General features: G+C 67.5%; 19 protein-coding genes and 5 pseudogenes. 10 read left to right on the top strand and 14 right to left on the bottom strand.

Annotated features, from left to right (window positions below; genetic code table 11):
• The first annotated feature begins 117 nt into the window (after nucleotides 1-117).
• Together OHT01_RS39580 and OHT01_RS39585 are read left to right on the top strand one after the other, a co-directional pair.
• The gene (locus OHT01_RS39580; RefSeq protein ID WP_328557938.1) at nucleotides 118-1,347 is read left to right on the top strand and encodes a cytochrome P450 family protein; all 1,230 of its coding nucleotides are present in this window, start codon (nucleotides 118-120) and stop codon (nucleotides 1,345-1,347) included.
• Between the two features lie 493 nt (nucleotides 1,348-1,840).
• Entirely contained in the window at nucleotides 1,841-2,947 is a 1,107-nt protein-coding gene (locus tag OHT01_RS39585) for a hypothetical protein (protein WP_328557939.1), read from the top strand.
• A 573-nt stretch (nucleotides 2,948-3,520) separates the two neighbouring features.
• Here OHT01_RS39585 and tnpA read toward each other — a convergent pair.
• A pseudogene (tnpA, locus tag OHT01_RS39590) lies at nucleotides 3,521-3,951 on the bottom strand (IS200/IS605 family transposase).
• Between the two features lie 250 nt (nucleotides 3,952-4,201).
• On the opposite strand from tnpA, the gene OHT01_RS39595 reads away from it, so the two are divergent.
• Nucleotides 4,202-5,095: a hypothetical protein gene (locus OHT01_RS39595; RefSeq protein WP_328557940.1), complete on the top strand. Its 894-nt coding sequence runs from the start codon at nucleotides 4,202-4,204 to the stop codon at nucleotides 5,093-5,095.
• 122 nt (nucleotides 5,096-5,217) lie between these two features.
• On the opposite strand, the gene OHT01_RS39600 is transcribed toward OHT01_RS39595, so the two are convergent.
• Nucleotides 5,218-5,460, bottom strand: coding sequence for a hypothetical protein (locus tag OHT01_RS39600; RefSeq protein WP_328557941.1), 243 nt, complete (start codon nucleotides 5,458-5,460; stop codon nucleotides 5,218-5,220).
• Between the two features lie 241 nt (nucleotides 5,461-5,701).
• Between OHT01_RS39600 and OHT01_RS39605 the strand changes: the two genes are divergently transcribed.
• Both OHT01_RS39605 and OHT01_RS39610 read left to right on the top strand, forming a co-directional pair.
• On the top strand, nucleotides 5,702-5,917 hold the full coding sequence (locus OHT01_RS39605) for a helix-turn-helix domain-containing protein (protein WP_328557942.1): 216 nt from the start codon (nucleotides 5,702-5,704) through the stop codon (nucleotides 5,915-5,917).
• Between the two features lie 167 nt (nucleotides 5,918-6,084).
• On the top strand, nucleotides 6,085-6,633 hold the full coding sequence (locus OHT01_RS39610; RefSeq protein WP_328557943.1) for an isochorismatase family protein: 549 nt from the start codon (nucleotides 6,085-6,087) through the stop codon (nucleotides 6,631-6,633).
• Nucleotides 6,634-6,742: 109 nt separating this feature from the next.
• Here the strand turns inward: OHT01_RS39610 and OHT01_RS39615 are convergent, their stop codons facing one another.
• From OHT01_RS39615 to OHT01_RS39640, 6 genes and pseudogenes are all read right to left on the bottom strand, one after another.
• Nucleotides 6,743-7,159 (bottom strand): DUF5958 family protein, encoded by a 417-nt coding sequence (locus tag OHT01_RS39615; RefSeq protein WP_328557944.1) that lies wholly within the window; start codon nucleotides 7,157-7,159, stop codon nucleotides 6,743-6,745.
• A 276-nt stretch (nucleotides 7,160-7,435) separates the two neighbouring features.
• Entirely contained in the window at nucleotides 7,436-7,906 is a 471-nt protein-coding gene (locus OHT01_RS39620; RefSeq protein WP_164195707.1) for a DIP1984 family protein, read from the bottom strand.
• Between the two features lie 280 nt (nucleotides 7,907-8,186).
• Nucleotides 8,187-8,717 (bottom strand): annotated as a pseudogene (locus OHT01_RS39625) (transposase).
• Between the two features lie 247 nt (nucleotides 8,718-8,964).
• On the bottom strand, nucleotides 8,965-10,188 hold the full coding sequence (locus OHT01_RS39630; RefSeq protein ID WP_443043340.1) for an IS701 family transposase: 1,224 nt from the start codon (nucleotides 10,186-10,188) through the stop codon (nucleotides 8,965-8,967).
• A gap of 172 nt (nucleotides 10,189-10,360) precedes the next feature.
• Nucleotides 10,361-11,292 (bottom strand): annotated as a pseudogene (locus OHT01_RS39635) (IS5 family transposase).
• A gap of 75 nt (nucleotides 11,293-11,367) precedes the next feature.
• Nucleotides 11,368-11,910, bottom strand: coding sequence for a DUF6368 family protein (locus tag OHT01_RS39640; RefSeq protein ID WP_328557945.1), 543 nt, complete (start codon nucleotides 11,908-11,910; stop codon nucleotides 11,368-11,370).
• Between the two features lie 172 nt (nucleotides 11,911-12,082).
• Between OHT01_RS39640 and OHT01_RS39645 the strand changes: the two genes are divergently transcribed.
• Nucleotides 12,083-12,898, top strand: coding sequence for a hypothetical protein (locus OHT01_RS39645; RefSeq protein ID WP_328557946.1), 816 nt, complete (start codon nucleotides 12,083-12,085; stop codon nucleotides 12,896-12,898).
• Nucleotides 12,899-12,935: 37 nt separating this feature from the next.
• Here the strand turns inward: OHT01_RS39645 and OHT01_RS39650 are convergent.
• The 3 genes and pseudogenes from OHT01_RS39650 to OHT01_RS39655 form a co-directional block, all read right to left on the bottom strand.
• Nucleotides 12,936-13,799, bottom strand: a pseudogene (locus OHT01_RS39650) (transposase); the annotation flags it as partial.
• A gap of 50 nt (nucleotides 13,800-13,849) precedes the next feature.
• Nucleotides 13,850-14,179, bottom strand: coding sequence for an SCO4225 family membrane protein (locus OHT01_RS40305; protein ID WP_443043500.1), 330 nt, complete (start codon nucleotides 14,177-14,179; stop codon nucleotides 13,850-13,852).
• 404 nt (nucleotides 14,180-14,583) lie between these two features.
• Nucleotides 14,584-15,936 carry a serine hydrolase domain-containing protein gene (locus OHT01_RS39655; protein ID WP_328557947.1) on the bottom strand — a complete coding sequence of 451 codons (1,353 nt, stop codon included), beginning with the start codon at nucleotides 15,934-15,936 and terminating at the stop codon, nucleotides 14,584-14,586.
• Nucleotides 15,937-16,094: 158 nt separating this feature from the next.
• Here OHT01_RS39655 and OHT01_RS39660 point away from each other — a divergent pair, with 158 nt between their 5' ends.
• Complete coding sequence (locus OHT01_RS39660; protein WP_328557948.1) at nucleotides 16,095-16,778, top strand: TetR/AcrR family transcriptional regulator; 684 nt, start codon at nucleotides 16,095-16,097, stop codon at nucleotides 16,776-16,778.
• A 784-nt stretch (nucleotides 16,779-17,562) separates the two neighbouring features.
• Here the strand turns inward: OHT01_RS39660 and OHT01_RS39665 are convergent.
• Nucleotides 17,563-17,976: pseudogene (locus OHT01_RS39665) on the bottom strand (transposase); the annotation flags it as partial.
• A 342-nt stretch (nucleotides 17,977-18,318) separates the two neighbouring features.
• Nucleotides 18,319-19,017: an SDR family oxidoreductase gene (locus OHT01_RS39670; protein WP_328557949.1), complete on the bottom strand. Its 699-nt coding sequence runs from the start codon at nucleotides 19,015-19,017 to the stop codon at nucleotides 18,319-18,321.
• Nucleotides 19,018-19,437: 420 nt separating this feature from the next.
• Between OHT01_RS39670 and OHT01_RS40310 the strand changes: the two genes are divergently transcribed.
• Complete coding sequence (locus OHT01_RS40310; RefSeq protein WP_443043570.1) at nucleotides 19,438-20,280, top strand: transposase family protein; 843 nt, start codon at nucleotides 19,438-19,440, stop codon at nucleotides 20,278-20,280.
• Nucleotides 20,281-20,347: 67 nt separating this feature from the next.
• Here OHT01_RS40310 and OHT01_RS39675 read toward each other — a convergent pair whose 3' ends face one another.
• Entirely contained in the window at nucleotides 20,348-20,707 is a 360-nt protein-coding gene (locus tag OHT01_RS39675) for an IS110 family transposase (RefSeq protein WP_328558424.1), read from the bottom strand.
• Nucleotides 20,708-20,786: 79 nt separating this feature from the next.
• Between OHT01_RS39675 and OHT01_RS39680 the strand changes: the two genes are divergently transcribed.
• Nucleotides 20,787-21,428, top strand: a complete 642-nt coding sequence (locus OHT01_RS39680; protein WP_328557950.1) for a TetR/AcrR family transcriptional regulator — start codon at nucleotides 20,787-20,789, stop codon at nucleotides 21,426-21,428.
• On the top strand, nucleotides 21,425-21,826 hold the full coding sequence (locus OHT01_RS39685; protein WP_328557951.1) for a hypothetical protein: 402 nt from the start codon (nucleotides 21,425-21,427) through the stop codon (nucleotides 21,824-21,826). The genes OHT01_RS39680 and OHT01_RS39685 overlap by 4 nt, the downstream gene beginning before the upstream one ends.
• The last annotated feature ends 187 nt before the right edge of the window (nucleotides 21,827-22,013 follow it).

Here is a 22,013-nt window from a genome sequence, read left to right on the forward strand (position 1 = left end):
CGACCGGAGACAACCAAGCGGTTCGCACGTACCTCGGACTGCCAGAGCCGGACGCTGGAATGCCGTCCATTCCGGCGGTGCCGCTCGATGCGGATCACTGATAAGTAGGGTCAGGGTATGACCCATATAACCCCCGCTCCCCAGGCTCCTATTGATCCCGCAGGACTCGCCCGCGATCCGTACGCCGTCTATGCACAGCTCCGTCAAGCAGGGCCCGTTCACCGGATCACCGGGACAGACGGGCTGCCTGCCTGGCTGGTGACCCGCTACGACGACGTGCGCCAGGCACTCGCCGACCCGCGGCTCTCTTTGGACAAGCACAACGCGGCCCCGGGCGGCTACCGAGGCATGGCCTTACCGCCGGCGCTGGACGCGAACCTGCTCAACATGGACCCTCCGGACCACACCCGCATCAGGCGCCTGGTGAGCCGGGCGTTCACCCCGCGCCAGATCGAGCAGCTACGCGAGCCGATCCAGCGCACCGCCGACGAGTTGCTGGACGCTCTTGCCGCGACTGAATGCGCGGACCTGATTGCCTCGTACGCCGCACCGCTGCCGATCACCGTGATCTGCGACTTGCTCGGCGTAGCCCCGGCCAACAGGCGCGACTTCCGGTCATGGACCGACGCTCTCGTCGCTCCCGACCCGACGCGGCCGTCCCTCGCCAAGCAGGCGATCGGCAACTTGCTGTCGTTCCTCACCCAGCTCATCGCCGACAAGAGAACCGCCCCGGCCGATGACCTGCTCTCCGCGCTGATCGCCGTCCGCGATGAGGAAGACCGGCTGAGCGAGGACGAGTTGATGTCCTTGGCCTTCCTCATTCTGTTCGCCGGGTATGAGAACACCGTTCACCTCATCGGAAACGCGGTCCTGACTCTGCTTCGCCACCCCGAACAGCAGGCCGAGCTGCGGGCCAATCCCACGCGCCTCGGGGCGGTGGTGGGGGAGTTGGCCCGATACGACGGCCCGGTACCTCTGGCCATGCGCCGGTTTCCGACCGAGGACGTCACCATCAGCGGCGTAACCATCCCCGCGGGCGAAACGGTCCTGCTGTCCCTTGCCGCTGCCCACAGGGACCCGCATCGTTTCACCGACCCCGACCGCTTCGACATAGACCGCGACACCACCGGCCACCTCGCCCTGGGCCACGGCATCCACTACTGCCTCGGCGCTCCGCTGGCCCGCATGGAAACCGAGATCGCGCTATCTGCGCTCTTCGACCGCTTCCCCGACATGGCCTTGGACGTGCCGCAAGGCGAATTGCGGTGGCGCCCCTCGATGCGCTCCCGCGGTCTCCTTAGCCTTCCGGTCCGCACCGGCACCACCAATGAAGCCACTACGGGTTGATGACAGGGTGGGTGGCCTCGTCCCGAGGTGGCTCGCGAGCGTGCGGGCGTCCGAGCAGCCTCCCGTCGTGCGATGTTCTGGTTCTGCAGTCCGAGACGGGTAGACACAGGACTGGGCTTGCGCAAGGGCACGGGGAGCGCTGCGTCGCCATCGACGTCCCTCCCGGCACCGACATGAGCCCGTTGTTCGCCGTACTGCAACGGGAAGTCGACGAGGCCGGCGCCTTCGGGGAATGGGCAGACGCCATACCGTTCTCAACCGCGCGGAGCTGACCACACTGCGGCGGTCCCGGCGCAAGCCAATTCCCGGGGCCACTTCAGGACGTCGGCAAGCTACACAACTTTCACCAACTGGGGCCACTCGAAGCCAACATGCCGGGGTCGCTGAACGACGTCACAGCCACAGCGGTGCTCGGCCCCGCAGCGGATGAAACACGTTGGTCGGTCCACCGAGGAGCTGCGACGATGCTCTTCGCTTCTTCGGCGGAGGATATTTGTTCATTTTCGTGTGTGCTGGGTGCGGCGCCAGGCTGACGATCCCGCTGTCCCAGGTCGCTTTGCCGGCCCACGCCCATCAGAAGTACGGGAACGGGATTCAGCTCCCGGTGCTCATGGAGGCGGGCACGTTCGCCGTGGACCCGAATCGCTTGGGGCCGCCATGGGGGAGGTGGGACGGGATTGATCCGGAGGAGGCGGCGGCCCGCGGCATCGACGCCTCGGTCCACGCCGCGTCCGACGGCATGTCTGGCACGGTCGTCATCGCACCCGGAGATACCCGCGGCACCGTGCTCATCCCGGAGAAGGCCGACGGCTACTGCTGCGGCCTCGACTGGGGTGACGGCCCCAACATGGCCTGTGAGGCGTGCGGCCTGCTCGTGGCGAACCGGATTGACGACTGCTCACTCTGGCAGGCGGTCTGGCTCGCGCCGGATGCCGTGCGCCGCCTCCCTGTCGACAACACCCCCACCACACCGCTCTCTTGGGCGGAACTGCTGGCGGAGGGGGAAAGCACACCCCCGTTCGAGCCGATCACCACATGGCGCTCGATGCTCGGGATGGGCCACTGGTGGGCATGGAGCCCGCAGTGGGAGGCGGCAGCCGGTCGGGCGCTCGCCCACCTGCTGGCAGCATCGGACGGCCGGCCGGTGACCGTCCCGCACGGCCTGATCGCGGAAGTGTTCCAGCGCGCCCTCGATGCCCTGCTGCCTTCGGGCACCCCAGCGCGGCGCGCCGTCCTGGCCGGACCGGGACTGTCCGGCCCTGACGCGGACGCCGACATACTCCTCCTGCCGATCCATCCGCAGACAGGGGAGATCTGGAGCCCGGCCGGCCGGGCCACATCGGCCTACCCGGTGCCGTTGCCATTCGGGGTGTGGATGTGGCTGGCCTTTCCCGAGCCGCACCTATCCCTCCCCGTGCCGGGCACCATGCCCGACGGCGTTCTCCGCGACGACCCACTCGCACCGCACCCCCGTCACCCGTTCCAGGCCGACCCCGGAACCTTCCGGCACACCCTGGTCCGGCTGCCAGCCGTACGCAGCCCGTGGCTGCGCGAGATCCTCGAGAACCTCACGCAACACATGCGCTCCGGCATCTTTTAACCGACTGACAGGGGCGCCGGTACTCGCTCTCCGAAGGGGCGCAATCGAACAGTGCCGGACAGCGGTGCCCCCCGAAGTGGTGCCAGGGTGCGGATGCCGGTCAGGTGCGCTTTCCCCATGATCTGCCGACGGGGGGCAAGCTCGTCGTGGTGTCGTTGCGGGTGCGGCGGTTCATCTGCAGGGAGGACTCCTGCGAGCGCAAGACCGTCGCCGAGCAAGTACCCGGCCTCACCCGCAGATTCGGGCGACGGACCGAGCGGCTGCGGTCGACGCTGGTGTCGGTCGCTCTTGCACTCGCGGGACCGGCCGACGCCCGGATGACGGACGACTTCAAGATTCCGATCAGCCGGAACACCCTGCCGAGGCTGGTCGCTTCGCTTCCGGATCCCTCCGTCACCCACGCCCCAGGGGGCCGGCGTGGACGAATACGCCCAGCGTAAGGGCCGTGTCTACCTCTGATCTTGCGAGTGTGCCCTGGCTTTAGGTCGGGGGTGAATCGCATCTCTGGACTGCTCTGGCCTTGACCGTGGGCACGGGTCTGCGCTGTCTGCCCACGCCCACGGCTGCCCGCGCTCAGTCTGGGTGCTTCTGCTGTGCGATGTAGTCCTTGACCACTTGGAGCGGCGCGCCGCCGCACGAGCCGGCGAAGTAGGAGGGCGACCAGAACCGGTCGTGCATGATGGCCCGGTTGACCCGGCCTGTGAACTCCGCGCGCAGGCGGCGGGAGGAGACGACCTTGAGGCTGTTGACCAGGCCGGCGAGTGCGACCTTGGGCGGGTAGTGCACGAGCGGGTGGACGTGGTCCGTTTGGCCGTTGAATACCTTCAGCTCCGCGTCGAAGACCTCGCACACCTTGCGCATGACCTCTTCGCAGCGCGTCAGCATCTCGTCGTTCATGACGCCGCGCCGGTACTTGGTGACGAAGACCAAATGCGCATGCAGGTCTTGCCTACGACTGTTCTGCCCTTGCGGATATCGGGGTTTGGTTCCCGCCGTGGCGACATGGGCCAGCGCTAATGCAGCTCCGCGGAAGTTCGTTGAGGGGTGTTGATCAGGCGGCCTTGAGTGGGGCGCCTTCGTAGATCCAGCGGTAGGGCTTCGCGGTCTCGTTGTACCCGATCGCGTACGCCGCCGCGGAGCAGCGCTAGCGGGCCGGTAGTGGCCCTGACCTCTCGGTATGCCTCTGCGCAGGCGGCCGTCGTCCGGGTGGGGCTTCCGGTCAGGCGCCCCCGGCGCCTCCCGTAGGCTCCTGACATGTCTTACGGGGTGGATGCGCGGGAACTGTACGAGGCCCTGGCCTGGTACGAGGGGATGGAGCCGTACCAGACGATCGTCGTGCCGTGGCTTGATCGGGCCGAGGACGGCTACCGCGCCTGGCTGGCCACGGTGGCCGAAGACGGCTCATGGTGGGCCGAGAAGGAAACGGAGCCCGACGGCCAGGAACTCGTGTGGGAGCTCTACGCTCTGCACCGGGTCAGCGACCGGCTGCTGCTCACTTTCCAGCCTTCCTCCGACGAGCCCGGCTCCCCGGACCCGCGGCCCTTGCTCTCGGAGCGCGAGTACCTCGACGTGTTCACCTCGCTCGGCATGACGCTGTTCGAGGACGGCGACGCCTTCGACCCGTTTCTCCACGAGATTGTCGAGGTCGAACAGGCCGATGACCCGCATGCGCCGATCGAGCTCACCGAGGTCCTCTGGCCAGGGCTGATGCTGGGCCAGCTGCTGTTCAACCGGGCCGGCGTGCGGATCCGCGCCGGCGTCGAGCACGCGCAGCGCGGCGTCGCGGACCGCTCGCCGCTGTACTGGACCTTCCGGCGCCGCCACCGGCCAACGATCGACCTGTCCCAGGGCTGGGGCAGTAATTCCCAGTGGCGCACCGACTTCCGCCTCGACTACCGGACCCCGGCCGGCGATCGGCTCAACGTGGCGGGGGACCGCCCGATCGACGGCAGTGCCGACCTGCACCCCGACCACCTGAAGAATCTCAGCCCCGAGGAGAGGCTCCTGACGCCCGGCGACCGGCGCGAGCTGTTGCGCCACCGCTGCCTCCTGCGCGCGCCCGAGGCCGCCGAAGTACTGGCCGGATCGCCCGGCTGGGAGCGGGACCTGATGCCCTTCGATTGGCGGCTTCCGGACTCCGAGGCCTGACCCGCGGCGGCCGGAAGTCGGGGGACGGGGACGGCCGGACCGGCCTGCGCCGCCCGTCCAATGGCACAGGGGAGACCGCCTGCGGAATTCTAGCTCCGCAGGAGTTCGTTGAGGGGCGTTGGTCAGATGGCCAGTGCCGTGAGGTATAGGTCGCCCGCGCAGTCGAGGGCTTCCTCTGGAGAGCCAACGGGTAGTCCGCTGGGCAGGATGTTGTCCTTGTAGCTGTCGTTGCTGGCCAGGTAGAGCACAAAGCCCCAGGTGTGCAACAGCACGCCGGTGAAGCGCAGGCGACACAGCGGGAGGCTGTGCCCGCTGGGCAATTCGGCTGCGACGTGAGCGAATCCGGCACGGAAGCGGACCGACATGGCATCCACCTGCGGCCACCGCTCGCGGGCGTGGCGGCTCAGGCGCTGGCGCAGATGCTGCTGCCGCGGGGGCCATCCTGCCGGGTGCTGGACCGGCCCGCCATGATCGTTTGGCCGTGACGGGCGGGCAGCGGGCGGGGACGGCGGTGGCGGTGATGCTGGAGGCGAAGGCCCGCGAACGGCTGGTGCGGACGGTGGCGTCCGCGAAGTCCGAGGTGCGGGCGGTGTTTCGGCCCGGATCGTGCTCGCGGCGACGGACGGGCTCGCCAACAGAGCCATCGCCCGGGAGCTGGAGGTCAGCGTGAACACGGTGCGCAAGTGGCGTGGGCGGTTCGCGGCCCGCGGCGGCATGGACGGGCTGCGCGATGCCGCGCGGTCGGGACGGCCGAGGTCGTACGGGAGGATTGGAACCTGCGACACCCGCTTTGGGAGCGTGGTTGCGCAGCTGCTGGGATGAGCTGCGGAGACGTGCACTGGGGCAAGTACACGCTCGTGCTCCCGTTGCTGTCGCCGAGTCCCCGTCAGTCCCCGCCCGTTCTGGCACGTTCGTGGCACGACGGGCTCGCTGGTCGTAGGCCGCCATGGATCCATCTGACGTGCAGGCTGACCCGGTAGGCTCGCGGAATGCCGGACACTGCACTGCTCATCATCGACATGCAGAGCGCCCTGTTGAGCGACGCCTATGACGTCGAGGCTTGCCTGGGCAGGGTCGCCAACCTTGCCGAGCGGGCTCGCTCCTCTGGCGTGCCGGTCATCTACCTGCGACAACGGCTCGATGCCGTGCCTGCTGGCCTGATCGATGTCCATCAGGCGGTGGCGCCCAGGCCGGGCGATGTCGTGCTGGACAAGGACAGCGCGGATTCCTTCCTTGACCCCACGCTCGGCGACCTCCTGAACGAGTGGGCAGTGCGCCGTTTGATCGTCACCGGCTTCGCCACCGAGTACTGCGTTGACTCCACCTGCCGCGGCTCGCTCTCCCGTGGCTACGACCTGACGCTGGTTTCAGACGGACACACCACGCCGGAACGTTCGTGCGGTGCCGTGCCGACGGCCGCTCAAGTCATCGCACACCACAACGCAACCTTCTCAACCATCCAATACGCCGGGCGCTCGATCACGGTGGCATCGGCTGCACAGATCAACTTCGATGCCGCGCTGGCGAGTACCTCGTGAGGTTGGCTCCGAGACTTTGGACGGGAGCTGCCATGGGGCGAGTGATCATGGCCCCGTAAGCTCATGGCGAGTCGGGCCGCTGGCCCAGTAAGCGCGACAGCGCGAGGAATCAGATCTGCGTTTCGGCAAGGGCCCCGACCGACAGGCGATGCCATTCGTGGCTGCAACCGTCGGAGCAGTAGCGCTCCCGTCGACGTCCGTCTGCGACGGCCAGTACCGCGATCAGTAGCCGGAATGACTTGAGGCGCTCGTCGTGGGGAGTGAGGCTGACGATCTTCCCGAGTTGCTGGTCGATTCGCCCTCGTGCGATCAGAACCGCCGGTGTGTGCGTGGCGCGAAGTCCGGCACGACGGATGCTTTCCGCGCCGTCCTCGGTGGTGGCGCGGGCCTGAATGCAGAAGTGTGACAGGAGCCGCAGGGTAGTGGACTGTTCCTCAGTGGAGAGGCTCTCGAACCACTCGATGCCCTGTGACATCGGCCGAAGGCCCTGGGCGAGCTCGTTGAGTGTGATGTACGGATCAGCCATTCGCACGCCCCCGTTGCGCTCGGATCGCCGTTGTCCATGGTGTTGCGATGTGGAAAGCCCCGAACCCGCCCTCACCGCTTCGGATCTGCACGTGGTGATGTGCTGTGCGATGTGCACCTTTACCTGTACGCCGTGCTGAGCTGCGCTGTTGATGGGGAGTCGAACCCCGCGTTGCTCTTCACGCGCCAGGAGTGGGCTGGAAAACCGCCGGCCCTCGGTGGGTGCACGCCTCCGAAGCTGCTACCTGCTCCACATCGTCCCCGCCTGCTGGAGTATTCAGTCCAGCAGGTCCACCTCCCAGTTCGTGCGCTGGATCCGCACATCGACCTCGCGGATCTCCCGCGCGAGAACATCCGCCTGACCGCGCAGTTCCGCGACCGGAAGCGCGGAAAGCATCATCAGCTCGGACCTGAGTTGCCGGCCGTATCCCCGCTCGCCGCTACCCGCCGCCGCATCCGCCGCCGCAGTGACCACAGAGTGACGCAACCGCAGGACATCCCGGCGTGCGAGGGCATCGGTGAGCGTGCCGTCGGGACCCATCTCCACGGTGGCATTGGTCCGGTTGATCCGCCGGATCAACGTTTCCAGAGCGCTCAGCACCTCACCGGCCTCAGCCAGCAACTGGGCGGCATCCTCGGCGGGCGTCTCCCCCTCCTGGTACCGCGCACTGCTGACGACGCGCGCTCGCAACTGTTCTACACGGCGCGTCGCTTCCGCACGTTCTGCCAGTGCCTCAGCAAGCTTCACTGTCTCCACCTCCCCCTCCATGAGCTCGCACGAGTATACGAGTGCGAACCAGCTCGTACGCACTTGGTTTTTGATCCACAGGAGCTCTGACCAGCCACTGGAGCGAGAGCGGACAGCCGCTCAGAACGCCACGAGAGAGAATCCGACAGCACGAACGAGAGCGAGTGGGAATCCGCCGGTTTCAGCGAGGCAGGACAACAGGCCGGCCAGTTTTCGCCGGGACTGCGCCAAGTCGTTCGCCAGAAGCGCTGGGGCTCGCCACAGCTACTGAGACGGTGTCCTACGTGGTGAGTCTGAGGAGTCGCATGTAGCAGCAGAGGGCTGCGGCGAATCCGAGAAACGCCAGGTAGCTGCGGAGATGACGTTCATAACGGGGGTTGAGTCTGCGGTAGCCAGACAGCCACGAGATCGTGCGCTCGATTGCCCACAGACGTCGGCCCAATCGTTCGCCGGACTCGATGCCCTTGCGGGAGATGCGGACGCCAATGTGCTTGCCCCGCAACCTTTTTCGCAGGTGGGGGATGTCGTAGGCCTTGTCCGCGTGGAGTCGTTTGGGCTTGAAGCAGCGGCCCGGGTGAAGGTCGTGTGTCGTTTGGAGACCGCTGATCACGGGCTTCAGTCCCTGGCTGTCATCAACGCTCGCCAGGCACATCCGCTCACCAGCCCATAGATGATCGCCGCGAACAACGTCTCATCGGGCGTGTTCGCAGTTCCACCGCCCTGCGGCCGCACCCGGTCCTCTGGAAATCAGCGGCCTGGCGATCTCCCCAAGGCCATCCGGAACGATCCAACTGCACGTCCCCCGCCACATACACAGCCCGACGTGCGATCACCACATAGGACACCGTCTAGTACTCCAGCAGGATTTCGCTGTCTGACCTGGTCTTTCGCCGGGTGGCGGGAGTGTAGCGGGACTTCGGTCGTGCGGGGGCGGTCTCACGGAGACCGCCCCTCGATCGTGCGACAACGCCGCAGGTAGTGACAGCGGCGGGCGACTGCTTGGCGTCGGCGGCGCCAGTTCGACCAGCTCAGCGCGTGGTGTCGTCCGCGGTGTCCGCTCAGGTGCGGGGGTCGGGCACGACAAGCTGCCAGGAGTCGCCGAACCTCCGCCACTGTGAGCCCGACGGCCCCGGTTGTCTCACCTGTTCCGCCCCCTTTTCCCAGGGCTGGTATGCCGTGGCGGACAGGAAGGCGTGCGCCAGCATGGCCAAAGTGATGTGCCGATACCAGCCCACGTAGCGGCGGACTTCGTACTGGTCCAGGCCACATTCGTTCTTCGCGGCCTGGAAGCACTCCTCGATCGCCCAGCGTGTGCCGGCGACCCGCACCAGCTCCTGGACGGTGACCTGAAGCGGTGCGTAGGCGAGGTAGTAGGCGATCTCGTCGGGCTTGCTGATGCTGCGCCGGGCCAGTGCCCATCGCATTCGATGGGGGACCTCGCCCTGATAGTCGAACTCGGCGACGGCCGGCAGCCGTACTGCTGCCCAGTGGTAGACGCGGGGCCCCTTCGCGCCGTTGCCGCATGAGATCTTCTCCCACGCCTCGTCCGGGGCCTGCGCGAACAGACCCTCGATCCGTGAACAGCCCACGCTGAACTGCGACTTGGGCACAGCCAGCACGTAGCCGACACCCGACTGTTCCAGCAGCCGACGGAATCGGTTGTCCTGACCGTAGGCGGAATCCGCGGTGACCCACGCGATGGGCAGCGGTGAGGCGAGGGCCCGCAGCACCATATGCCGGGCCAGTTCGCCCTTGGTGGCGAACTCCCGCTCGTCGGGGACCCTTGCGGTGCGGCAGCGTTCCCGGTCCTCGGTCCACGACTTCGGGAGGTAGAGCTCACGGTCGACCAGAGCCCGGCCACGGGCCGAGGCGTAGGCGCCGAAGACGCCGATCTGACAGTTCTCGGTGCGGCCGGCGGTTCCGGAGTACTGGCGCTGGACCCCGGCGGAGGTACTGCCCTTCTTGATGAACCCGGTGTCGTCGATGATCAGCACGCCGTCGTTCTCGCCGAGCTTGTCGGCGACGTATTCCTGCAGGTCGTCGCGAATGTCATCGGGCTCCCACTTCGCTCCGGCGAGGAGGTGCTGCAGGCCGTCGGGCGTGCGGTGGCCAGCCTGCTCGGCCAACTGCCAGCTGTTCTTGCGGGCCACCGGGGCGAGCAGCCCACGTACGTAGTCGCGCATGCGGCGACGAAGCTCGACTCGGCCGAAGCGGTGCCCGATAGTCAGGAAGAGATCGTCCAGTTCGAGGTCCCACTGCGCGGCGGCATACTCGGTGATCACCCTCGGAGGCTGCCCCGCCGCTGTCACTACCTGCAGCGTTGTCACATGATCGAGGGGCGGTCTCCGTGAGACCGCCCCCGCACGACCGAAGTCCCGCTACACTCCCGCCACCCGGCGAAAGACCAGGTCAGACAGCGAAATCCTGCTGGAGTACTAGGACTTGTCCGGGCGATCAAGTTCGTAGCCAGATGACGAGGGCTGCCGCTGTGGTGGTGCCGAGGTAGACGTATCGGCGCTTGTCGTAGCGGGTGGCGACGGCCCGGGACTGCTTGAGGCGGTTGATGGCCCGTTCGATGGTGTTGCGTTTCTTGTACCGCTCTTTGTCAAAGCCGGGTGGCCGTCCGCCTCGTGAGCCCTTTCGCAGGCGGGCGGCCTGGCTGTCTGTCTTCTCCGGGATCGTGTGCGGGATGCCCCGGCGCCGCAGGTAGTCGCGGCACGGTCCGTTGCTGTAGGCCTTGTCCGCGGCGAGGCTGTCAGGTCTTTTGCGGGGTCTGCCCGACCCGGTCCGCGGGACGCGAATCTTCTCCAGCACCGTTGTGAACTGGGTGCAGTCCGCCCGCTGCCCTGGAGTGACGAGCAGGGACAGCGGGCGGCAGCGGCCGTCCGCGCTCAGGTGGAGCTTGGTGGTGAACCCGCCGCGCGACCGGCCCAGGCCCTCACCTCCAGCACCACCTCCACCAGGCGCGCGGCGAGACTCTGCCACGGAGTCTCGCCCTGGTGTTCTGCCTGCCCGGCCCCCTTTGAAGCGGGCACCGGCGGCGGGTCGGTCCGAGCGCCGGCCGCATGCTGATGCGCGCGAACGACGGTGGAGTCGACGGAGATCTCCCAGTCGATCTCACCGGCCGCGTCCGCCGCGGCCTGGACCTGCTGGAGCAGACGCTCCCAAGTGCCGTCGGCGGACCACAGCCTGTGCCGTTCGTAAACGGTCTTCCACGGCCCGAACCGGTCCGGCAGGTCACGCCACTGCACGCCGGTCCGCACCCGGTGCAGAATCCCGTCGATCACCTGCCGGTGATCCCTCCACCTGCCACAACGCCTGTTGCTGACCGGCAGGAACGGCCGCAGCCGTTCCCACTCGGCATCACTCAGATCTCCCCGCCCCATGCCCACATCAACGACCCGGTCGTGGAGTAGTCACATGATCGGCCGGACAGGTCCTAAAAGCTAGCTGGCCTGCGGCTACTTCAGGAGCCGGAAGGCGGGCTGCCGAGCCCACGCTCTCAGGGATTCCGCTGAACCGTAGGCGGCAGGCCATGGGTCCGTCATCGTCCCCGCGATGCCTGGAAGGCCGGTCACGATCGGGACTTGATCCTCAAGGAGTTCGGCATTGGCGACGCCACCAATCACGTCCATGACAGCAGCGGTCAGCAGGGCCGCGACGACGTGGTCAACCGGCCTGTTGCAGAACGCTATGACGTCGACGGCGTGGGTCGGGGTGAAGCCGATGAGGGGTTCCTGGTCGACTTCGTCGGCGTGCTCGGCCTCAAAGACGTCCTCGTCGCCGAAGCCGGGCCCGCTGAGAGAGACCATGACAGGCCGGCGTCCGTCGATGCCCCCAGTGTCGGCGATGCCGAGGCTCGCGGCGTGAATGTTCAGGTCGTACTCGCCGACACGCTTCTCCTCAAAGTGAGATGAGGAACGGACAAGGAGTTCCCGGAGCCGCTGGATGGATTTGGGTGGGACGGGCTCCGCCAACTCAATTACCAACACCGGACCGCTCATGACGAGAGCCTAACCAGCCTGGGCTCCCATCCCAACCGGATACTCAGCGTGCTCTCGCCTCAGCTTGTGCTCTAAGGTCGGACCGGGCCAGTAGCGACATGCGGCACCGCGTTGCCAACCGCCCCGAACAAATCCGTTGGCACCGAGACCTTCAGGTGACAAGACTGCACTGGTGACCGCCCTGCCGCCATTGCCCGGCCCGCTCCCTCTGCCGGTACAGGACCCGCGTACCCGCGACGTCGTCCTCGACTATGCGGGCATGCACGCTCTGGTGGCCGACCTCGTTCTGCCCAACGGCGCGTCGATGTACGTCATGAGCGCGCTGGAAACGTCTCGCGAGCTCATCCGGCACTCTTACTACCGCTACGAGTTCGCCACCGTCGCCGTCACGCATTCCCTGTTCGCCCTGGAGAACGTCCTCGCCGAGCTTCTGGCCATCGACAAGCCACTCGGGCACCTCATTGAGCGGGCCGCCGATGCGGGGCTCATCACGGCCGACCTTGCGACGGAACTCGACCGCAGCCGGCTGCTGCGAGACCAGCTCACACAGGGCTCCGTGACAAGTGCGGCTCTCCTACAGACCCAAGCCGTCGCAATGGTGCGTGCCGTCTTCGATGCCATCTCCCTGCTCGTTCGCCCACCGTCCGCGGCAGAGACGCCAACCGTCCGCATGAGCGGAGCACAGCCTGAAGACCGGCTCGCCCGGCTGTCGGAGGAACATCGGCACACCCTGTTCCCCGACGGCTTCCGCGGCGTGGACATTGCGGGGGTGGAGCTGATCCTCTTGGACGCCAACGTCGCCGGCCTTATCCAGAGGGAGCTGAACGGCGGGCTCGACGACAACGGCATCGCCAACCTCTGGTCGTACATCGCCGACCTCGACAAGATCGTTCCCCTGATCAACTCAACTTATTGCGCGTCCTACTTCGCGAAACTTCGGACGATTGCCAAGCTCGCAGTAACGCGCTACATCCCCACCGCGACCTGACCCGTGGAGTCGAAATTGGAATCTCGCACCACCCTTGTCAGGATCTGACCCGGTCACGTTCCCTGATGGTCTCGGGCCGTCTGGCTGTTTTGCCGACGTCGTAGCGGGTGGCGGGGTGTCGGCTTTTCGAGCCGGGCGGTCTGCCGGGGCCGGGCCCGTTGGGTTGGGGCGCACTGGTCGGGCAGGGCGGGTTCGGGCGGAGGTTTCTGAACCCCCGGCGGACCCGGGCGGGGGTGCGTCGGCCGGGCTCGGCCAGCTTCTCCCAGCGGCCGGGCGAGGCGGAGTTGGGTGTGGGCTGCGACGACCAGCCAGGTCCACCGGTCCGCTGCCTCGGGCGTGCGGAGTTTCGGGCGGTCCAGCCCAGCGTCTGCTTGATCATCCGGAAGGTGCGTTCCAGGTCGAACCGGCGAAGGAAAGCCTGCCAGCGCAGGTCGACGTCCTCGCCCGAAAGGCCGGTGGCCGACGTCCACAGCCAGACGGGGAGTGGATCGTGACCGCTGGGCAGGCCCTCGATCTGAAGGCGGATCAACGTGCTCTCGATGAGCGGGAGTTCGCCAGTGTGGTCGTTCCAGTCGGAGCGGGTGGTCAGACGGGGATGGATGCGGTCCCAGGCCATCGCGCGAGCGGTGCCGTAGCGGTCGGTGACCTGCGCCGTCGCGGCATCGGGCTTGCCCCAGGTGTCGGGCTTGGCGAAGCGCAGCTCCTTGCCTTGCTTGGGCGGCCGTCCACACTGTGGGGGTGAGATCCAGGGGACCGGGACGGGCTTGCGCAGCACGCGGTCGGTGCGCATCCGCCCATGGACCTCCACTGGCAGTCCTTCCAGGAGGTGGGCCACGCGCGGGGCGTCGTAGACGGCGTCGAAGACGATCAGGATGTCGCGGTCGCCCGCCTTCCAGCGGCCCGTGTGCGACCAGCGGTTACGGGACAAGTCTTGGCAATGAACGGAACAGTTCAGCCGAGGCTCGGGCGGGCAGGCCCTTGGTGTCGACCTCGCAGAGATTCCAGGATCGCTCCCAGGGCAAACGACTGGATCAAAGCACTGATGATGACCCCAGTGACCAGATACCAGACGGGCGCATCCATACCCCAAACCGCCCCGACGACCCCGGCTGTCAGCAAGGAGGTGGGGGCGGCGAGAAGGAAGGGCCATATCCCAACGATTCCGGGATCCGAGACAAGCGCAGCAGTCACTTCGAACACGACGGACGCACCGACGAGCCCTAGATAGACAGCGGAAGCAACATTGGCAAAGGTCAGACGTACCAGGGTACGAGCGTTCATCGAGTGGCCCCAGGGATGTGATGTGGTGTTCCATGCTCCTGACGGGACAGGGACTCCAGCATGAGTATCCGTACTCACTTCGGTGCGCTTCGGCTCCAGTAGGCACTCAGAGCGAGGGGCGATCGCGTCGGCTCGTCAAGACCGCGTACGGCCACTGATCTCAGCGAAACCGGCCCTCGATCCGCACCAGCTCCTGAACGGCCGTACGGCAGCGAAGTACAGCAACTCCAGTAACTGCCCCAGCCCGGCAACATCCTCGAAAGCCTTACGCATCCCGCGCCGCGGTGCGGGCCGTCCCCGCAGCCGACCGGGCCGGGTGCGCGGGAGTAATTGTCAAATGTTGTGGAACCCGGGCGAGGCTGTCACCGGCCTCGCCTGCAGTGCTCTCCGGGGGCTCCCAGGTGTCACTCGGCGGGTGTCGGAGCCCGGTTGAAGAGCCGTCCGGCCAGGTCCGCCCCGGTGATGGCGCCGTCGGCGTCGCGGGTGAGGAAACCGCGCTGGCCGATCAAGCCGCCGCCGGTGACGATGTACTCGTCGCCGCTTCCGGGGAGCAGGCCGAGCCCGGCCGGCGGCATGTCCGGTGGCAGTTCCCTCTCGGACGCCGTGCGGATCTCCGGCTTGATCCGGCATTCAACCGTCATCGTGTCACCGTCGGTGTCGATGATCAGCGTCATGAATTCGTTCTCGTAGTGCCCGATGATCTCCTGTGCGCGGTGCGGGTCGTACGGGAGCGGCTCGAGGTCGCGCTCGACCACGCCGAGGTAGTGCTCGATTGCCCAGCGGAGCACGGCCTGATTGAACTCCAGCCCGCTGTCGGGCCCGGCGTTGGACACCGCCACGACGGCGAAGTCCCGCTCCGGAACCAGCAGCAGGTTGGCGAACTGGCCGTTGGTCGATCCGCCGTGCCCGACGGTACGCACACCGTCCACGTCGCGCAGGAACCAGCCGAGGCCGATGGCGTCACCGAGCGTGGAGCCGTGCAGCTCCACCGTCGGCTCCTGCATTCGCCGCGCCAGGTCACAGCCGCCGAGGTGGAACCGGGCCCAGCGCAGTTGGTCGGAGACCGAGGACACCAGGCCGCCGCCCGGGTTGTTGCCGCGCGTGTCCTTCCATGTCCGGGCGACCTTGAGCGCCCCTTCGCTGAGGTTGTGGCCCACGGCGAACCGGCGGGTGATGGCCTGTCCGGCGGTGAACACACTGTTGGCCAGGCCGACCCGCTCCAGGACGAGTGCGGTGACAGCGGGCTCGTAGGCCTGGCCGGTGACGTTCTCGATGACCCGGCCGAGTAGGTTGTAGCCGAGCTGGCTGTAGGAGGCACGACCGCCGACCGGACCGATCAGTGCCACTTCGGCCATCTCGGCCACCTCACCGGCCAGCGCGTCGTCTCCGTCTCCGCTGTCGAAGACCATCCGGGTGTCCAGCCCGGCGGTGTGGTTGAGCAGGTTCAGGATGGTGATCTGCGCGGTCGCGTCCTTGTCGGGGAGCCGGAGTTCGGGAACGTAGCGGCGGACCGGCGCCTCCAACTCGACCTTCCCCGTCTCGACCAGGCGCATGATCGCGGTCGCCGTGTAGGTCTTGGTGACCGAGCCCAGCACGAAGAGCGTGTCCGGGTCGACGGGCAGCGGGTTGTCGATGCTCGTCACTCCGTGACAGGCGGTCAGCTCCCGTCCCTCCCCCCAGACCCCCACCGCGGCACCCGGGATGTCGAGCTCCTTGGCCTTCGCCTCGACGAACTCCGCCAGCGCATCGCGTGACATCTCGATCCTCTCTCGGCCAGTGTGGTTCGCGCACGACCCCGAGGTGCCCCAGACGGTGCAGCGACTTGCACTTTGTTCAAGTGAAGGCTAGCGAACGACTTGAACGCAGTGCAAGATGTTTCTTGAACGCCGTGCAAGTCGACGGCTATCGTGAATCCATGCCCCGCAACACGCTGACCCGCGAACAGATCCTCACCGCCGCCATTGCCCTACTGGACACCGAAGGGCTGGAGGGCCTGAACATGCGGGCCCTGGGTCAGCGGTTGGGCTCGGCGGCTACCGCGGTCTACTGGCACGTGGGCAGCAAGGACAACCTCATCGCCCTCGCCAGCGACCAGCTGTGGCACGAGATCACGCTGCCCGACCCTGACCTGGTCGACTGGCGCACGGCAGCCACCACCATGGCCACCGACCTGCATACGATGCTCACCCGCCACCCGTGGCTGCTGCAGGCCTTCGGCTCCTTCCTCATGTTCGGCCCCGGCAAGGCCCGCCACGACGACCACCTCCTCGCCATCTACGAGGCTGCGGGATTCGCCGGCGCCGCAGCCGACCAGGCCGCGGCCGCCGTTTTCACCTTCGTCCTCGGCAGCGTCCTCGGCCCAGCCGCGGCAGCCTCACTTACCCGCAAACTGCGGCGCGAAGGCAGCAGCAACGCCGAACAGGTCATCAGCAACGCCAAGGCCGAAGCCCGCGCGATTGCTGCACAGTTCCCCCGGCTGCGCGCCCGCTTGGACATCCACAGCGCCCACTACGGCGCGGCACCCGAAAACACTTTCCAGTTCGGCCTCCAAGCCATGCTCGACGGGCTGGAAGGGCTGCAACACGGGCCTACTCGGTGATCAGCATGCGATCATCCGAGAAGGTACGCCCGACCCACGGTTCGAAGGCGGGGCAGGGGCGGAGGGCGGTGGCTCGGTGGCCCGGCGGTCCCGGTGCCGCAGCACAGCGGACTGGACCATGGTCTGGTCTGGATCGGTGAGGGCCTTCTTGGCCAGAGCAGTCAGGCGGCGTGGTCGTCCTGCCACTGCCTGGTCAGCCGGGTCACCGTCGCCGGCGACAGGCCGGCTGCTCCGCCGAGGAATTGCTCCAGCGCTGGCACGAAGTCCCCGAGCGGCCGTCCGCTGAGGACTTGCCCGTATTCCTTTGGTCCGTCGCCCTCCGGCTGGCCCGGTCATGCGTCGACTTCGCTGCCCGCCACCGGAGTCGGCCCTCTTCGTCGTGCCAGTACTGCTGGACCCTGACCTGCCGCAGGACCTGCACCGAGCTCAACTCGCGCAAGCCAGGCGGGGCATCGTCACGATAAACGGCGCGCAGGATGGGCAGCCCGTCCTCACCCACCTGCAGCACCCAGGCGACCAGCGCGTCTCCGCCGCGGGGAAGCCGCTCATAGCGCACCGGCCGGCCATAGCGGTCTGCCCAGTCAGGAGTCACGAGAGCGGCCAGCCACCCCTCGCCGCGCAGCGTGAGTTCTTCCAGAGCACGGCGCAGCGTCTCAGTGACCAGTTCACCCCGGTTCAGACGGCGGACCGCCGCCAGCACGTGGGTGGAATCCGTTCGGATCCGTCTCCGGCTCTTGGCCAGCCCGGCTTCCGCAAGCCGGTCCAGGACCAGCGCCAAGAGCCGGTCCGCGCGGTCGCCTTCGGCCACCCGGCCGCGGAATTCGCTCAGGACCGTGAAGTCGAACCCCGGATCGTCCAGCTCAAGGCCCAGACAGTACTTCCAGTCCAGGCGGCAGCGGACTGCGTCCGCCGCCTGCCGGTCGGTGAGGTTCTCCGCGTACTGCAGCACCGACACGAGAGCCGGCTGAGCCGGCGACAACCCAGGCCGTCCGTCAGCCGGATACCAGTCGGCGAAGTCGGCATCCGTGAACAAGCCTTCCAGCCGATCACGCACCCACATCGCGGTCGTGCCCCGTGGACTGCTCGCCCGGGCCATCCGCACCGTCAACGGCGGAATCACCCGCCCCGAAACCGAACCCATTGCCACTGCGGTCACCCCTCCGACCGCCGAACCGCCCCGCTCCCACCAGCGCAGCATCACAAGGACATGAACACAGCCACGGCCAGCAGAAGTCACCCCACCGAGTGAAGATCACCAACAGCATCAATCTTGTGACGCGGTCGGTGTCCGTGGACATCGCCGCCGCGGTCACCGTCCCTCTGTGGCTGCGGCTGCGGCTGTACTGGCTCAAGCGCCGCGAACCTGATGGAGCCCCACGTGGCCGACTTCGAGCGGTCCGGGGTGGTCCCTCCCGGGTGCGCCCACTTCTCCCTCCTGACGCCGCGCGTCCCCCCGGACGACCGAAGGCGCCTTCGGTCTGCACCGCGTGGTATGCGGGGGCCCAAGGCGCCTTGTCGTACGGTCGTCGGGAGCGCGGCGTCAGCCGAGCTGTCCGGTCGGCCGCATGGTGATGTGGTTGATGTCCACGCCCGCGGGCTGGTTGACGGCGAACACGATCGTGTCCGCGATCTGCTCGGCGGTCATCGCCGACGTCGCCTCGGGGGTGCCGCCGCGCTCGTCCCAGAACGGGGTATCCACCACCCCGGGGGCGATGACAGTCACGCCGACTCCGTCCTTGGCGACCAGCAGCCGGGTGTTCTCGGCCAGCGCGTGCGCGGCCCACTTGGTGACCGAGTACAGGTTGCCAGGCGTGTTGCGCACCCCGGCGACCGAACCGATGATCACGATCCGGCCCTTGGACTCCCTGAGGTGCGGCAGGGTCTCCCGCACCAGCAGGGCCGGGCCCAGGACGTTGGTGAGGACCATGGCACGCATGTCCTCGGGGGCGTGGCTCTCCAGGTTGCCGGGCAGTGAGAAACCGGCGTTGGCGATGACGTTGTCCAGTCGGCCCCACGCGTCCACCACGCGGCGCACGGCGGAGGCTACGTCGTGCGCGTCGCTGGTGTCGCCGGTGATCGTCAGCAGCCGCTCGCCCGCTCCGGCCGACGTGGCGAAGGCGGCCAGCTTGTCTGCGTCACGTCCGGTGACGGCCACGCGGTGGCCCTGCTTGAGCAGGGCGCGGGCGGTGGCGGCGCCGATTCCGGTCGAGCCACCGGTGATCAGCGTGACGGGTTCCATGGGAAGGCCTCCTCAGCGATATGGGTCACCGGGGCTCCGCCAGGTCCCGGATGCCGATGAACGCGAGGTGGCGCGTGAGGTCGGTCGACTCCGGGCCGCCGGTTCCCCGAAACGCCTGCACTATACCCAGCGATCTTCCCGGCGAGCCGGTACGCCATCGTTGACCGGCCACGATGCCCTACGAAGTGGCCGAACCCGCGCTGCCGGCCCCCATGTTGGGCCCCGCGCGGTGGCGCGCAGGGCCCGGGCAGCGCTCACGCTCCTGATCCGGCAAGCATGACGGAGAAGAATACGCGAGGAACCAGCGGTTGGCTCTGATCATGTCTCGCGTGTTCTTCGCGGAGTTTCGAGGTGTTGTTCCCTCATCTGGCTGGTGTCGTGGTGGAGTTGGTCGAGCAGGTTGAGGCCGGATCGGTCACGATGCATGCGTGGGCCCGCTCGGCGGGTGCGGAGTGTCCGCATTGCGGTAGTGCGTCGGACCGGGTGCACGGCCGGTATCTGCGGCGCCTCACGGATGTCGCGGTCGGTGGCGCCAGCGTGGTGATCGAGTTGCTCGTGCGGCGGTTCAAGTGCCGGAACCCGGGGTGCCGGGCGGTGACTTTCGCCGAGCAGATCGCGGGGCTGACGAGCCCGCACGCCCGCTACACACCACTGGTGCATGGGCAGTTGACCTCGATCGCTCTCGCGCTGGCCGGCCGCGCGAGTGCCCGTCTGGCAGGGGTGCTGGGCCTGCGTGTTGCCAAGGACACCCTGTTACGTCTGGTCCGCACCACGCCGGAAGAACCCGTCGGAGAGATTCGCGTGCTCGGAGCAGACCGGGCCGATTGGCCCGGCGGGTGTGGACGCGGCGGGTTCGTCCGCCGCGGCAGCACTCCTGGGTCGGCCCCGGGCGGCAGGTCCGGCAGGTCCATGCGCCGTCCGTCCCGCGGTGGCAGGGCGGACTTGCCCGCAGGTGGAGCAGCAGATGTTGGTGGGCCCGTTGCAGCAGTCCTCGCAGATGTCCGGCCGCGAGCCGGTGGCCCGACGAGCCATGCGTCGTACTTGTCCGCAGCGGCCGCATCGCCTGACCGGCTGTCTTTGCTGAAGGTGACAGGACGCGAAGAGCGGGCCGTCGGGGGCCCATGGCGAAGTCACCGAGCTGGACACGCGGCCGCCCGTCGGCAGCAACAGCGAGTTCGGGGCGGGCTGGATCGGCGGTGCTCCACGCGCGGTCGGCCTGTCGCGGCCCGCGGTATGAGTGGAGCGAGCAACTCCTATTCCTGATCGGTTAGTTCATGGCGAGGCATCACCTCACCATGATCCACCAATCTGATGATCTTTGAGACGGACCCTAATAGGACACCGTCCGTCGCGGAGGAAGGCCCGCAGGACCCAAGTCTGGCAGCCGGTCAGCAGGGTGAGAGGGCTGGGCGGTTTTGGTGAGGTCCAACGCCCGTTTCAGGCAGGGAAAGTTGCTGGTGAGCCGATCTCGGCAGCGGTTGACGCTGCGGGTTCGGTCGGCGACCAGGTTCATGCGACGGCCCGTGAGGATCTTGAGATCTGCGACGGTCTCGTCGCCTGTGCGTAAAGGGCGCAGGTCACGGCGAATGTGGACCTGGTCGGCCGTCGCCCGCGTGGTGGATCGGGTGTCACGGGACCCACCTGGAACCGGAGCGGCAGGCTGCGCCGAGCCCCCACTTTTCGCGGACAGGTGCTCTTGGCAACAGTTCTGACGGCGCCTAAGATTTTGAGCGGTTGCTCAAACCGGTCGATCAGCAGGGGGTGGCTTCGTGGCCAAAGCCGGTGGGAAGCGGTCTGTCGACCCGTCAGGGAACTCCAGTTCGGCGGAGACACGGGCGTCGCTGATCGAAGGCGCGGTAGCCGCCTTGCGCGAGAAGGGATTCGCCGGGGCCAGCGCGCGTGAGATCGCTCGGCGCACGGGCTGCAATCAGGCGCTGATCTTCTATCACTTCGGTTCGGTCGCCAAGCTGCACCTGGCCGCCCTGGACGCGGTCAGCGCTGCGCGCAACGCGCGCTATCAGGCGATGGTCGACGATTCCAAGAACCTCGGGGACTTGGTTCAGGCCGCCAGGTCGGTCTTCGACGAGGACCTGAACGAGGGGCACGTGACCGTGCTCGTCGAGATGATCGCGGCTGCCCAGTTCACCCCGGAACTCCGCCCGGAAGTCGCGGCCCGGATCGGCCCGTGGCGCACGTTCGCCGCGAACAGCATCCGCGACGAACTCGCGGGCTCGCCGGCCGCTCGACTGCTGCCGCCCGACGAACTCGCCCACGCGATCGTAGCCCTGTACCTGGGCCTGGAGATGCTCGCGAATCTCGAAGGGGAACGCGAGCCCGCCCTGGCCCTGTTCGACCGTGCCAGGAAAGTCGCCTCCGTCCTCGACATCTTCAAGCGAAAGAAGAAGACATGACCAGCAACAGGCGTGACTGGTTGCTCTTCACCGGATGGCTCCTGACCGGGGCCTGCTACCTGCTCGTCCTCCTGACCGCGCTGTCCATCGGGATCTTCATCCTGCCTCTGCCCGTCGCGGGCACCCTGCTGCTGGCTACACGCCGAGGCACCCATCGGGGCCTGCACGGTCTGGTTTCCAGCGCGAGCCTGCCGATGTTCCTTCTCGCCTACCTCAATCGGCATGGCCCCGGCACCTACTGCGAGCACTCGGCCGGCGGCGAGAGCTGCACCGACGGCCTGCTCAACCCCTGGCTCCTCCTTCTCGGGGGGCTACTCGCCCTCGCGGCGGGAGTCGCCCTCTTCCTCAAGGTCCATCGACGCCCCGTGCCCAACTCCCCCGCGCGGGAGCCCTGGTAGGGCCAATGTTTCTTGCTGGTTTTCGATGGCTGGTGGCGTGACCTTGGTGAGGTAGTCGGCGAGGGGGTTGAGGATCTCGTCGGCGGTCTTGGTCCAGACCTGAGCGCGACAGGTCGACGACTGTGATCATCCGTGTCCGGCCTCCTGGACCACGTCACATCGTGCCCGGCAGCGCGCATACCTGAGC

Origin of the sequence: Streptomyces sp. NBC_00358 (genome assembly GCF_036099295.1) — a bacterium.
GTDB lineage: Bacteria > Actinomycetota > Actinomycetes > Streptomycetales > Streptomycetaceae > Streptomyces.